General features: G+C 41.8%; 12 protein-coding genes and 1 pseudogene. 3 read left to right on the forward strand and 10 right to left on the reverse strand.

What is annotated here, in order from left to right; all coding sequences use genetic code 11:
* Positions 1-159: 159 nt before the first annotated feature.
* Positions 160-1035: an AraC family transcriptional regulator gene (locus tag DWY31_RS05080; RefSeq protein WP_118519693.1), complete on the forward strand. Its 876-nt coding sequence runs from the start codon at positions 160-162 to the stop codon at positions 1033-1035.
* Between the two features lie 34 nt (positions 1036-1069).
* On the opposite strand, the pseudogene DWY31_RS05085 reads toward DWY31_RS05080, so the two are convergent.
* The 9 genes and pseudogenes from DWY31_RS05085 to DWY31_RS05125 all read right to left on the reverse strand — a co-directional run.
* Positions 1070-1357 (reverse strand): annotated as a pseudogene (locus tag DWY31_RS05085) (transposase domain-containing protein); the annotation flags it as partial.
* 176 nt (positions 1358-1533) lie between these two features.
* Complete coding sequence (gene hypD / locus DWY31_RS05090; RefSeq protein WP_117538119.1) at positions 1534-3909, reverse strand: trans-4-hydroxy-L-proline dehydratase; 2376 nt, start codon at positions 3907-3909, stop codon at positions 1534-1536.
* A gap of 4 nt (positions 3910-3913) precedes the next feature.
* Positions 3914-4822, reverse strand: coding sequence for a trans-4-hydroxy-L-proline dehydratase activase (locus tag DWY31_RS05095; protein ID WP_021859591.1), 909 nt, complete (start codon positions 4820-4822; stop codon positions 3914-3916).
* A 256-nt stretch (positions 4823-5078) separates the two neighbouring features.
* A complete protein-coding gene (gene yihA / locus DWY31_RS05100) occupies positions 5079-5681 on the reverse strand; it encodes a ribosome biogenesis GTP-binding protein YihA/YsxC (RefSeq protein ID WP_021859590.1) in 603 nt (200 codons plus the stop codon).
* A gap of 15 nt (positions 5682-5696) precedes the next feature.
* Positions 5697-8033 (reverse strand): endopeptidase La, encoded by a 2337-nt coding sequence (gene lon / locus DWY31_RS05105; RefSeq protein WP_118519694.1) that lies wholly within the window; start codon positions 8031-8033, stop codon positions 5697-5699.
* A 150-nt stretch (positions 8034-8183) separates the two neighbouring features.
* Positions 8184-9440 carry an ATP-dependent Clp protease ATP-binding subunit ClpX gene (gene clpX / locus DWY31_RS05110; protein WP_118519695.1) on the reverse strand — a complete coding sequence of 419 codons (1257 nt, stop codon included), beginning with the start codon at positions 9438-9440 and terminating at the stop codon, positions 8184-8186.
* 29 nt (positions 9441-9469) lie between these two features.
* The gene (gene clpP / locus DWY31_RS05115; RefSeq protein WP_021859587.1) at positions 9470-10051 is read right to left on the reverse strand and encodes an ATP-dependent Clp endopeptidase proteolytic subunit ClpP; all 582 of its coding nucleotides are present in this window, start codon (positions 10049-10051) and stop codon (positions 9470-9472) included.
* A gap of 34 nt (positions 10052-10085) precedes the next feature.
* On the reverse strand, positions 10086-11372 hold the full coding sequence (gene tig, locus DWY31_RS05120; RefSeq protein WP_021859586.1) for a trigger factor: 1287 nt from the start codon (positions 11370-11372) through the stop codon (positions 10086-10088).
* Between the two features lie 222 nt (positions 11373-11594).
* Positions 11595-12146 (reverse strand): DJ-1 family glyoxalase III, encoded by a 552-nt coding sequence (locus DWY31_RS05125; RefSeq protein ID WP_118287732.1) that lies wholly within the window; start codon positions 12144-12146, stop codon positions 11595-11597.
* A gap of 132 nt (positions 12147-12278) precedes the next feature.
* Between DWY31_RS05125 and DWY31_RS05130 the strand changes: the two genes are divergently transcribed.
* Positions 12279-12728: a CYTH domain-containing protein gene (locus DWY31_RS05130; protein WP_021859570.1), complete on the forward strand. Its 450-nt coding sequence runs from the start codon at positions 12279-12281 to the stop codon at positions 12726-12728.
* Between the two features lie 111 nt (positions 12729-12839).
* Positions 12840-13238 (forward strand): helix-turn-helix domain-containing protein, encoded by a 399-nt coding sequence (locus DWY31_RS05135; protein WP_021859569.1) that lies wholly within the window; start codon positions 12840-12842, stop codon positions 13236-13238.
* Between the two features lie 7 nt (positions 13239-13245).
* Here the strand turns inward: DWY31_RS05135 and DWY31_RS05140 are convergent, their stop codons facing one another.
* Complete coding sequence (locus DWY31_RS05140; protein ID WP_021859568.1) at positions 13246-14454, reverse strand: aspartate kinase; 1209 nt, start codon at positions 14452-14454, stop codon at positions 13246-13248.
* Positions 14455-14459: the final 5 nt, after the last annotated feature.

The following is a 14459-nucleotide window of genomic DNA, read 5'->3' on the forward strand; positions in this document are numbered from 1 at the left end:
TTTTCCAAAGCAAACCTTGTCTTTTACTTTTATGTTTACGTTTCTCTGTTTTGCTATATATATCTTATCCTAATCTGCAAAACATGTCTATGAATTGGATTAGACAAAATATGCACTAAATGATACAATGATAAAAAGTACGAAAAGAGGTGCTGTCCTATGTATTTGAACACCGGTTATTTGAACCACTCACATATGGATTTCAAAGACAAAAGTCGTCCGCTGATTGTAGGTAGCTGTGGTACTTACCGTCTTTCCAGACATCCCAAACTTCCGACCTACCGTCCAAGGGGTCGTCTGGATTATCAGATTATATATATCACTGCTGGTTGTGGGCATTTTCATTTTGATAATGTAAATAATGAAACGATTGTTCCAGCCGGCAACATTGTACTGTACAGACCGAAAGAACTCCAAAAATATGAATATTACGGAGAAGATAAGACAGAAGTATACTGGATTCACTTCACAGGAAGCAATGTAAAAAATATCTTACGTCAATATGGGTTTCCGGATAAAGAACATGTCTTTCAAGTTGGTACATCTAATGAATATGAACAAATTTTCAAGCGTATTATTATCGAGCTCCAACGCTGTCAAGATAATTATGAGGAAATGCTTGTCCTTTTGCTACGTCATCTTCTGATCAGTTTCCACCGGGAACTGACAAGAGAGCACATATTAAAAAATGAATACCTTGATCATGAGATGGATAATGCTGTTACCTTTTTCAGTGAAAACTACAATCAAAATATCAATATTGATGATTATGCTGCCTCACGAGGCATGAGTGTCAGCTGGTTTATCCGAAATTTCAAAAAATATACCGGTTCTACACCAATGCAATTCATTGTGGGAATCCGCATCAACAATGCTCAGATGTTACTTGAAACAACAACTTATTCCATCAATGAGATTTCTAAGATTGTCGGATATGATAACCAGCTTTATTTCAGCCGGCTTTTCCACAAGTTGAAAGGATATTCGCCAAGAGAATACCGAAAAATAGTAAACGCTCAACAGCGAGTACATTGAAAAATTGAGAACCGCCGTAATTGGCGGTTCTTGGCTACTGTTGTTTTCGAATCCCTTCTGGAAGATTTTTAGACCATGGTAACAGGTTCTCAAGAAAGGTTCGATCTTTTTGTTCCATATGTTTTGGAATCTCCTCCAGGAGATATACAAAATAATCATATGGCTTTAGGTTGTTTGCCTTTGCAGTTTCGGCAATACTATAAATGATTGCTGAAGAATGGGCACCATTGATCGTGTCAATCATCTGCCAATTTTTCTTGCCGATACAAAATCCTCGTATTGCTCGTTCACTGGCATTATTATCAATAGGAACTTCTCCATCTTTTTAAGGTACGCAAATAAGGCATCAACTCCATACTGATCTATACTTATAAATGCTCTCGTCTGCGTTAGGTATAATTGATATTTAAATTTCTGGCAAGCAGCGTCAATAAAAAGATACCCGGAAACTTTTACATTTCCGGATATCCTGTCTTATATCTTATATTATTTTGCATCTTAGCCGAAAGACTGCTCTGTACGGTTGATGATCTCATCCTGTAACGGTTTGCTTAAGTTACGGAAGAAGTCACTGTATCCGGCTACACGAACGATCAGGTCGCGGTAGTCATCCGGATGTTTCTGTGCTTCGATCAATGTCTGTCTGTCAATGACATTGAACTGGATATGATGTCCGTCCATTGCGAAATAGCTACGGATCAGGCTGGACATGTTCTCAAGTCCTTTTTCTCCTGCTACAACATCCGGAGTAAATTTCTGGTTCAGAAGAGTTCCTGCTGTTGCAAGGTGATCCATCTTTGAGCAGGATTTGATAACTGCTGTAGGACCGTTTGTATCAGCGGATTTCTCCGGTGAGATACCTTCAGATACCGGAACATTTGCTTTTCTTCCGTTAGCAGTTGCTCCGATTACTTCTCCGAAGTAAACGTGGCATGTTGTCGGGAGCATATCTACTCCGTATTTTCCGCCTCTCATAGTCGGACGTCCTGTAATCAAATCATGGTACAGGTTAAATACATCCTGCATGATAGAATCTGCATAGTCATCATCATTACCATACTTCGGTGTCTTATCATGTACCATACGATAAATTGCATCGTATCCTTCAAAGTTATGATCCATCGCTTCGATCAGTTCTTCCATTGTGAAGTTTTTCTTATCGAATACGTTATATTTAATTGCTGTGATACAATCTGTAACAGTTCCGATACCTACACCCTGGATATAGTTTGTATTGTATCTTGCTCCACCTGCATTATAATCTTTTGCATTGCTGATACAGTCGTTTGTTACAACTGAAAGGCACGGTGCAGGCATGTTCTCTGCATATAATTTCTCGATTACATTATTTCCACGTACTTTGATATCGATGAAATGTTTCAGCTGTTTCTGAAATGCATCCCATAATTCTTCATATGTCTTGAAGTCTTTTGCATAACCAAGTTTCAGACCGAGCTGTTTGCCGGATTCATTGTCAAATCCATTGTAAAGTGTAAGTTGGAATACTTTCGGGATGTTCAGATATCCGGTCAGGATATATGCTTCACTTCCCCATGCTCCTGTCTCAACGCATCCTGAAGATCCGCCGCGGCGTGCATCTTCCAGTGATTTACCTGCATTGATAAGCTCCATTGTCTGTGCTTCTGTATTGTAGAATGCCGGCTGTCCCCATCCTTTTCTTGAGATCTCGCATGCTCTCTTTAAGAAACGTGCCGGTGTCTTCTTGCTGATTGTTACGTTAGAGTTTGGCTGAACCAGTTTCATCTCGTCCATACAGTCAAGGATCAGATAGCTGACTGCGTTAACTCCATCGCGTCCGTCCGGCGTCACACCACCTGTATTGATATTTGCAAAATCTGTGTATGTAGCACTTTCTTTTAGTGTGATACCTACTTTTACCGGTGCCGGCTGGTTGTAGAATTTCACCCATAAGCACTCTAACAGCTCTTTTGCTCTATCATCATCCAGAATTCCTGCTTCCGTATCTGCCTCGTAGTATTTGATCAGATGCTGGTCAAGACGTCCCGGGCTGAATGCATCCCATGGGTTCAGCTCTGTTGTAACTGCCAGATGTGTGAACCAGTATAACTGGATTGCCTGCCAGTATGTCTTTGGTGCATGTGCAGGAACAACTTCCAAGTTGGCTGCGATCTGTTTTAATTCTTCTTTACGAACCGGATCAGCTTCTTTCTCAGCCATCTCCAGTGCTAATTCATGATATCTCTCGCCAAGGATGATCACTGCGTCGCAGGAAATATCCATAGCTTTTAACTCTTCCATCTTGTCGTATGCTTCCGGATCATTTAAGAAATCAAGCGAATCCATTGTCTTCTTGATTTTCTCTTTGTAATCCATATATCCGGTTGTAAATACCTGTTCTCCACCACATGTATGTCCCGGTCCTCTCTGCTCCATGAACTCGGTGAACATACCTGCTGAATAGCAGTCATTCCACTCCGGAGTCATAGTTGCAAGAAGTTTTTCTCTCATGCTGCGTCCCTGCCAGAATGGGATGATCTCCTCTGCCTGAAGCTTTCTGTCTTCTTCTGTTGTATGGAAAGATACAAGGTCACGCTCGCTCATAACTGTCATATCTTCTACGCTGTGGCAACAAAGTTCCGGGAATGTCGGAGATGCCTGCGGGTCTTTTCCTTTTTCACCTACGATCAGTTCTCCATCACCCAGATATAATGTCTTCTTGGAGAAATACTCTTTTAATACCATAGATCTCATTACAGGAATAGAATATTTTCCATCATTCTCTCTGTAAAAATCTGTCTCGATCTTCGCTCTCTCCAAGTCGATATGTACCGGTGTTGTTACACTCAGTTCTCTCAGTTTCTGAATTCTTTCATTCATGCCTCTTTTTGCCATTGTTTTAACCTCCTATTCTGGTATTTGAGAAGCCTTCATCCTGGAAAAGTTTTACAAAACCTTCCATCTCTTCATTTGTTGGTGCCGTTAAATCAGTTCCTTTATATTCCATATCCAGTTTTGGATACTTGCTGCTTCCTGTATTATGGTACGGCAACAGATTCACCTGTGCCGGATGGATATTGTGTTCTTTTAAGAACTGAATGGTTGCCTTCATATTCTCATCATTGCCATTCACTTCTTTGACTGTCGGAATACGGATGTAAATCCTTGCTCCCGCATCCGATAATTTCACAAGGTTCTCAAGAATCAGTCTGTTATCTACGCCTATGTACTTCTTATGAAGCTCCGGATTCATCACTTTCACATCATATAAAAATGTATCTACATACGGTAAAACCGCTTCAAATTTATCATACGGCACATATCCGCACGTATCAATTGTTAAAGAAATCTCTTCCTTCTTAAGTGCTTTGGCAATTTCCAGCACATACTCCGTAGACATTGCCATAACTTCTCCGCCGGAAAGAGTAACACCGCCGCCGGATTGCTCGTAGAACATCAGATCCTTCATCAGTTCTTTTACCAGTTCTTTTACCGGATACTCTTCTCCCACTGTCTCACGGATTCCTTCCGGGCAGTAATTCTCACACTTTCCGCAAAGATTACACAGAGATTTGTCAAGAACCGGTTTTCCCTCCGTCATTGAAATCGCGCTCTGCGGACAGACTTTTGCACAGGCTCCGCATCCAATGCATTTTTCCTTATCGTACTGAAGTTCTCTTTCAAATCGCTGTGTCTCCGGATTGTGACACCAGACACATTTCAGCGGGCATCCCTTAAAAAAAACGGTAGTACGAATTCCATCTCCGTCATGAATAGAATACTTCTGGATATTCGTAATATAATTCATGATCTTACTCCTTCTCGTTACTTTTGTTTTACTGTTAGACTTTTGTTTGTACTTTAGTCTAATAATAGCAAAGAAAGAGAAGTTTGTCAATCTGTTATCAAACTTCTCTTTCCTTATTCTCTTATTCTTCGCGCTGTCTCCATGCTGTTTAATTCTTTCATGTAGGTGTCAAGAAACAGCAGTTCCATAGCAGTACTGTATTCAAAAGGTTTCTTTCAATCTCTACATCTTCACAGATGACAATTTCTCTCATCCATTACTCCTCTTCATTCTTCTCCATAAATTCCGTCTCAACCAGCTCCCATATCTCATCTCTTCCCTGCTTCGTCACAGATGAAAATGGAATAACAATCGTTCCCGGAAGCAGATTTAATCCTTGGCGAATTGCTTTGATCTGCTTTTGTACCTGGCTGCGCTTGATCTTATCTAATTTAGTCGCGATAATGATCGGATTGAATCCCTGCTCCACGATCCAACTGTACATCAGTTTATCATTCGCAGACGGATCATGCCGGATATCAATCAGAAGAAAGACTGCCTTCAACTGTTCCGATCCATGGAGATACCGCTCAATGAGCTGACCCCATTTCGCTTTTTCCTGCTCAGATACTTTTGCATATCCATATCCCGGAAGATCTACCAGATATAATTCTTCATTAATATTGTAAAAATTAATCGTCTGTGTCTTTCCTGGTGTCGCGGAAATACGCGCAAATGATTTCCGATTCATGAGAGCATTAATGAGGGATGATTTTCCAACATTTGATTTTCCTGCAAATGCAATTTCCGGATGTTCATTTTCCGGTAATTTACTTGTAATTCCACATACTGTTTCCAGATTCAAGCTTCTTATAACCATATTCTTTTCCCCCTTTTAACGCTTTAGTGCAAGCTTCAATACTTCATCCATATGAGAAACCGGAATGATCTCCAGTCCTTTTGTAATCTCTGTTGATATCTCTTCTACATCCGCTTTATTTTCCTTTGGAACAAGAACTGTCAGGATTCCCGCATTTTTAGCAGCGAGAAGCTTTTCTTTCAGACCTCCGATTGGAAGAACCCTTCCACGCAGCGTAATTTCTCCGGTCATTGCCAGATCTGCACGGACTTTTTTCCCTGTAACAGCCGAAAAGATTGCTGTTGCCATTGTAATTCCCGCCGACGGGCCATCTTTTGGCACTGCACCTTCCGGTATATGTATATGAATATCATGCTCTTTGAAAAATTTCTCGTCAATCTTATGCTCCGAGCTGACGGAGCGGATATAACTGATACCTGTACGCGCGGATTCTTTCATCACATCTCCGAGCTGACCGGTCAGCAGGATTTCGCCTTCTCCCGGCATGACATTTACTTCAATCTGAAGCGTATCGCCGCCAACACTTGTCCATGCAAGTCCCCGCACAATACCAACTTCATCCTTGTCATTTTTCATCTGATAGCTGAACAGCTCTCTTCCGAGATAATGTTCCAGATTCCTTTCTGTCACGCGTACGGCTTTCTTCTTATCTTCCAAAATCTCTCTTGCCGTTTTGCGACAGATATCAGCAATTTTACGTTCCATCTGCCTGACTCCGGCTTCTTTTGTATAATTTCTTGCAATCTTCCACAGAGCTTTCTTGCTGATCGACAGTTGTTTTTCTTTTAAACCGTGCTTTTTCAGCTGTTTCGGGATCAGGTGTTCTCTTGCAATATGAAGTTTTTCATTTTCCGTATAACTGCTGATCTCAATCACTTCCATACGATCTAAAAGCGGTCTTGGAATCGTCTGTAATGTATTCGCTGTTGTCACGAATAATACTTCCGAAAGATCCAGCGGAACCTCCAGGTAATGATCTCTGAAATTCTTGTTCTGTTCCGCATCCAGTACTTCCAGAAGTGCTGAAAATGTATCCCCTTTATAATCATTGCTGACTTTGTCGATCTCATCCAGAAGGAGCAGTGGGTTCTTCACTCCGGCATTCTTCACAGCCGCTGCAATTCTTCCCGGCATCGCTCCGACATAAGTTTTTCTGTGACCGCGGATCTCTGCCTCATCCCGTACGCCTCCGAGTGAAATACGCACATACGGCTTCTTCAAAGCATGCGCCAGTGATTTTGCGATGGATGTCTTACCGGTTCCCGGAGGTCCAACCAGGCAGAGGATCGGTGCATCTGTGTTCTTCGTCAGAGCGCGTACCGCCAGAAATTCAAGCACACGTTCCTTTACTTTGTCCAGTCCATAATGATCTTCGTCCAGAATCTTTTTGGCATATGCAATATCTTTGTGTTCTTTACACATATGATCCCACGGCATATCCAGCATCGTTTCGATATAAGTACGGATAACTCCCGACTCTGCCGGATTATTCATGGAATTACGGAATCTCCGTATCTCTTTGGAAATCTTCTCTTTTACTTCATCCGGTGCCTCCAGCGCATCACACTTCTGCTGAAATTCATCCGCATCCGATAACTGATTTTCATCTCCAAGTTCTTCACGAATCAGTTTGAGTTCTTCACGCAGAATATATTCCCGCTGATTTTTATCCACACGTTCTTTAATCTTTTCCTGTAATTCTTCTTTAATATTAAGTACCTGAATCTCATTCACAAGCTTATAGGCAAGTTTGTCATACCGTTTCATAAGATTCGTTTCTTCCAGAAATTCCTGATATTCCGGATAAGACATCGGAACATTGGCATTGATCACATTTACCATTTTCTTAAGATCTGTAATCTGATCGATCTGATCTGAAAATTCCTTCGCAATCTTTGGATTCTTTGCCATGTATTCTTTGAAAATATCCCGGAGTCCCTGCACCATTGCTTCCAGATTGAGCGGTGACTGTTCTGCTCCGGTATCTTCCCATGAAGTATCCACATCCTCTCGCACTGCAACCGTTCCGCGCAGATATGGCTCTTTAAACTCCAGATCAATGAGCTCTGCTCTCTGCTCTCCGCTTACCAGAACACGGCTGATCTTCTTCGGAAGCTTCACAATCTGCTTGATTGTTGCAATACATCCGATTCTGTGTATATCTGTCACATCCGGATCTTCTGTCTCTATCTCATACTGCCCTGTCAGGAAAATCTTCTCTCCTTCTGTCATAGCCTGGTCAATTGCCTGCAGTGATTTTTCACGGCTCACATCAAAATGTGCCACCATTTCCGGCAGGATCGTCATTCCACGCAGTGCCACAACAGGCAGACTTATTCTTTCATTTTCCATATATACTCTCCTGTTTTATCTTCTTGGATCTCTTTCGTGCTTTTCTTATAAAACTGAAAGCTTCTCCGGCTCTTCTCATACAAAGTTGAAAAGCTTCTCCGGCTAATATATAAAAGCAGGCGGGCACAATTACCTGTACCCGCCCCATAATTACGCACTCTCTGAACTTATCGTCTCATGCTCACATACAGGTTCACCAATGCCTTTTACTACATCTTTCGTAATCCTGCACGTCTTCAACGTCTCATCGGAAGGTGCTTTATACATAATATCCATCATGATATTCTCCATAATTGCACGGAGTCCTCTGGCACCTGTTCTTCTCTTAAGTGACGTCTCAGCTATCTCTTCAAGCGCAGCCTTATCAAATGTAAGATCCACACCATCAAATTCCAGCATCTTCTGATATTGTTTCACAATTGCATTCTTTGGTTCTGTTAAAATAGATATCAACGCATCACGGTCTAACATCTCCAGTGTTACATTCACCGGCACACGTCCGACCAGCTCCGGAATCAATCCGAATTTTACAAGATCCTGTGGAAGGACCTGTTTCAGCAGACGATCCACGTCATCTTCATGCTTCTCTGCAATCTCTACATTGAAACCAATAGATTTCTGATCGATACGTTTCTCAATGATCTTCTCAATTCCTTCAAACGCACCACCACAGATAAACAAAATATTCGTAGTGTCGATCTGGATCAGTTCCTGATGTGGATGTTTTCGTCCGCCCTGTGGCGGAACACTTGCCACGGTTCCTTCAATAATCTTCAACAATGCCTGCTGTACACCTTCTCCGGATACGTCTCTTGTAATTGATGGGTTCTCGGATTTTCTAGTAATCTTATCAATCTCATCAATATATATAATTCCATATTCTGCGCGCTCAATATCGCCATCTGCTGCCTGGATGATCTTAAGCAGAATGTTCTCAACATCTTCACCGACATAACCGGCTTCTGTAAGTGCAGTTGCATCCGCAATTGCAAATGGAACATTCAGGATCTTTGCAAGCGACTGTGCCAGAAGCGTCTTGCCACAACCAGTAGGTCCAAGCATCAGAATGTTACTCTTTGAAAGCTCCACACCGTCTCTTCCTGCCATAATCCGTTTATAATGATTATAAACTGCTACGGAAAGAACCTTCTTTGCTTCTTCCTGACCGATCACATACTCATCAAGAAATGCTTTGATTTCTTCTGGCTTTAACAGATTGATATCTGAGAACGGATTCCATCCGGCATTACTGTCCGGATTCATCTCCTCCTCGATAATCTCTGCGCACACTTCAACACAGTCATCACAGATATATACGCCTTCCGGTCCTGCGATCAGCTTACGCACCTGCGACTGTGTCTTATTACAAAACGAACATCTCACCTGATCATCGTTTCTTCCTGCCATTTTCTCACCTCATATCCCGGAGAACCGTCTTAGCGACGTGTAATTACCTCGTCGATCAGACCATACTCCTTTGCTTCCTCAGCCGACATAAAGTTATCACGGTCTGTGTCCCGGCTGATGACTTCTAACGGCTGTCCTGTATTCTCTGCAAGGATCTGATTCAGTTTCTGGCGTGTTTTCAAAATATGATCAGCCGCAATCTGAATCTCTGTAGCCTGTCCCTGCGCACCACCGGATGGCTGATGGATCATAATCTCCGCATTCGGGAGTGCAAGTCTCTTTCCTTTAGTTCCACCGGAGAGAAGGAAAGAACCCATGCTTGCAGCCATACCAATACAGATTGTCTCGATATCACATTTGATATACTGCATGGTATCATAAATTGCCATACCTGCTGTTACAGAGCCTCCCGGACTGTTGATATACAGATGAATATCTTTCTCCGGATCCTCTGCTTCAAGGAATAATAACTGTGCTACGATCACACTCGCGGACACGTCTGTTACTTCTTCCCCTAAAAATATAATTCTGTCTTTTAATAATCTTGAATAGATATCGTAGGAGCGCTCTCCACGGCTTGTCTGTTCAATGACATAAGGTACTAAACTCATGTATATGCCTCCTCAATATAATATCTGCTGTTATTTATTTCTCTACAGCATTTTCTACAAGGAATGTAACAGCTTCCTGAACTGCCATATCCTCTTTCATCTGCTTCTTCTCAGCATCACCCATAAATTCTTTCAGCTTGTCAGCTTCCATCTTATAAGCTTCTGCCATCTTAGCGATCTCTTCGTCCAGTTTCTCATCGCTGATCTCGATGTTCTCAGCTTTTGCAATAGCTTCCAGTACAAGACGAGTCTCGATACGTTTTACAGCCTGTGGCTTGAACTCTTCGTTCATCTTCTCCTCAGTCATTCCTGTGAACTGATAGTACTGCTCCATAGTCAGTCCCTGAGACTGGATTCTCTGTGCAAAATCGTTAGCCATCTGTGAAATCTGTGTATCAACCATAGCATCCGGGATCTCATAAGAAGCATTCTTAATTGCCTGCTCTACAGCCTGATCTTCCTGTTTGCGTTTTCCGTCTGTAGCTTTCTGCTCTTTGATCTTAGCTTTTACGTCTGCTTTGTACTCATCTAATGTATCGAACTCAGAAACTTCTGCCGCGAATTCATCATCGATCTCAGGAAGCTCTTTTGCTTTGATCTCGTGTACTGTGCATTTGAATACAGCTTCTTTTCCCTTCAGCTCTTCTGCATGATAATCTTCCGGGAATGTTACTTTTACTTCTACTTCTTTTTCGGCTTCTGCTCCGACAAGCTGCTCTTCGAATCCCGGGATAAATGATCCGGAACCGATAGTCAGTGGATAGTTCTCACCTTTTCCACCCTCAAATGCTTCTCCGTCTACAAACCCTTCAAAGTCAAGGATTACTTCGTCTCCATCCTGTACTGCACGGTCTTCAACTGTTACAGTTCTTGCGTTCTTTTCAGCTTCTTCCTCGATCTTAGCTTCTACTTCTTTCTGTGTTACACGTGTAGATACTTTGTCTACTTCCAGTCCTTTGTACTCTCCAAGAGTAACTTCCGGTTTTGTAGCTACTTCTGCTGTGAAGATAAACGGTTTTCCCTTCTCAATCTGTACGATGTTGATCTCCGGTCTGGAAACGATCTCAAGCTCGCACTCATCATAAGCATCTGCATATGCTTTTGGAATGATCTCATTTGCAGCATCATCAAAGAAGATCTCTGCTCCGTACATCTTCTCGATCATCTGACGCGGAACTTTTCCTTTACGAAATCCCGGCAGACTGATTTTGTTCTTCTGCTTCTTATACGCACTCTGAAGTGCTTTTTCTAAATCACTGGCAGGTACTTCAATTGTAAGTTTTGCCATGTTCTTTTCTAATTTTTCTACCTGTAAACTCATGTTACAATTTCCTCCTGATTCTATTCTTTAATCGCGCTTTTATGCGCCTGCCCCATACGGGGTAACGATCGCCTGTTACAGGCATATCAAATAACATTCACCACAGAATTATAACACAAACATTTGCAAATATCCACCCTTAGTTTTTATCTGTGGAAAAAACTGTTTTTCCGGGAATTTCTAAACATTTTCTGCAGATATTTCTGCTCCTCCCGGTGCTTTTTATTTTTCATATACAATTGCTTCTGCAATCTCTCTTGACTTGTCTTCTCCAACAAGCACTTCGATTAGTTTCAGAGCAAATGCTATCGCCGTTCCTACTCCCCGGCTTGTAATAATATTGCCATCCACTGCTACCTGTGTGCGAAGCATAACCGCTCCCTGGATCTCTGTCTCCACCCCCGGATAGCAGGTAATTCTCTTTCCTTTTAATAATCCGAGATTACCGAGCACTGTCGGAGCTGCACAGATTGCTGCTATCGGCTTTCCTTCGGCTGCAAAATCCTTTACTACGCGTCTGACACCTTCATGTGCATTAAGATTCGTTGTTCCCGGCATTCCTCCCGGCAACACGATCATATCTGATTCCACAAAGTTCACTTCTTCAAACAGATCTTCTGTCTGTATATTAATACCATGGGCACCATGTACAGTATAATCCTCCATGATAGAAATCGTATCTACATATATCTGTGCTCTTCTGAGCAGATCAACAACGGTCAGCGCTTCGATCTCTTCAAAGCCGTCCGCCAGCAACACACTTACTTTTATCATTCCTTTTTCTTCCTTTCATCGTATTTTTTGCATTTTTCTTCCAATATAAATATTAACACCGTTTACTTTTTGTGTAAACTATATTATCATTAGTACAGAACTGTATGTCGTATCAAAAAAGGGGGACTCCTATTGGAAATCGAGCGCAAATATCTAATCCGACACTTACCGGCACATCTGCGTCTGGATTCTTTTTCTTGTCGAATCATTGAGCAGGGTTATCTAAACACAACCCCCGTCATTCGTATCCGCAAAGACAATGACAAATATGAACTCACTTACAAATCTTCCGGTCTTATGACCAGGGAAGAATACAATCTTCCGCTTACAGAAAAAGCATATCTTCATCTGTTGCCGAAGATTGACGGAAGACTGATTCGCAAGAAGCGGTATATGATTCCTTTATCCGATATTCTGACGATTGAGCTTGATCTTTTCGAAGGAGATCTTGCTCCACTCATCCTTGCCGAAGTAGAATTTCCGGATGAAACAAGTGCCAATACTTTCTGCGCACCTGACTGGTTCGGAAAGGATGTTACCTTCTCCGGTGAATACCACAACAGCAATCTCAGCAAGATGTAGCAGCAACTTTTTGTTTAAAATACTCTTTTGAAACATTTCGGTGCAAACAAAGCAATTTTTTTAGTAAATTGCTATACTAACTAACATACACTCAAGCACGGAGGTGATACCATGTCCAATATACAGCTTGCTAATAACTTACGATTTTTAAGGACAAAACACAAACTGACTCAGGATGATCTGAGCAGTCTGCTGAATATCTCCAGACAGGCTTATTCAAATTATGAAACGAGCAAACGAACCCCGGATCTGGATTCGCTGTTACATATATCCAGATTTTATCGGATTTCTATCGATGAACTGGTCCTTGATAATCTTCAGAGTACTTATCACACAAGCGCTTTGAAAACCGGAGAAGAATATATTCCGTATGTAGTTATGGCAAAAGAAAAAAATACCGGCAATTCCATTTATCTTTCCAGAGAAGAGCTTGACTTTATTATTAAATATCGTGCACTCTCTGAAGAAAACAAACAGATTCTTGCCGGTTTTCTTTCAAACAAACCTTAACAGACGATTATTCCGTCATAATGAATCCATCATGTACTGCGTTCATCGCTTTCTCGATGTCTTTCTCATCTACCAGTACAGTAATTCTGATTTCAGAAGTCGAGATCATATTAATATTAACCCTTGAGTTGTAGAGAGATTCGAACATCTTGGCTGCAACTCCCGGGTTACTCATCATTCCAGCTCCAACCACTGATAATTTTGCAACATTCTTATTACAAGTAATCTCCTGAATCGTCAGACGCTCCTTGTTCTCGTTCAGTATTTCAAGTGCACGATCCAGATCATCTGATGCAACCGTAAAGGAAATATCTTTTGTTCCTTCTCTTCCTACAGACTGGAGAATAATATCTACATTAATATTGTTCTTTGCAAGTGTATTAAATATTACAAATGCCGTGCCCGGTTTATCTTCTACACCGATCACTGAAATCCTGGCTGTATTTGCATCTGCTGCGACTCCCGTTACTAACAGTTTTTCCATCTTGGCTGCCTCCTTGACTACTGTTCCTTCTGCCTCTGTCAGGCTGGAACGTACTACTAATTCTACATTATATTTCTTTGCCATCTCTACGGAACGGTTGTGCAATACTTTGGCTCCCAGACTTGCCAGCTCCAGCATCTCGTCATATGTGATGACATCGAGTTTTCTTGCATTCTTTACTACACGTGGATCTGCTGTATAAACACCTTCAACATCTGTATAAATCTCGCATTTATCTGCATGAAGAACTGAAGCCAGCGCAACTGCTGTTGTGTCAGATCCACCACGTCCCAGAGTCGTAATATCATCGTATTTGTTAACTCCCTGAAAACCGGTGACAATAACAATCTTCCGGGAATCCAGTTCATGCTGGATACGCTCTGTATCTACGCGTTTAAAACGAGCATTTCCATATCTGGATGTAGAATGCATCATAACCTGAAATGCATTCAAGGATACCGCCGGAACATCCAGTGCCTGCATCGCCATAGCCATAAGCGATACGGATACCTGCTCTCCGGTTGTCAGAAGCATATCCAGTTCTCGCTTCTTAGCATCCGGATTAATATCATGTGCCATTTCTATCAGATTATCTGTAGTATCTCCCATTGCAGATAATACAACTACTACATCATGTCCTGCTTTATAATCTTCAATGCATCGTCTGGCAACATTGAAAATACGTTCTTTATTCGCAACAGAACTGCCGCCGAATTTCTTTACAATTAACATTCGCT

This window comes from Dorea sp. AF24-7LB (assembly GCF_003478575.1).
Classification (GTDB): Bacteria; Bacillota; Clostridia; order Lachnospirales; family Lachnospiraceae; genus Dorea_D; species Dorea_D hominis.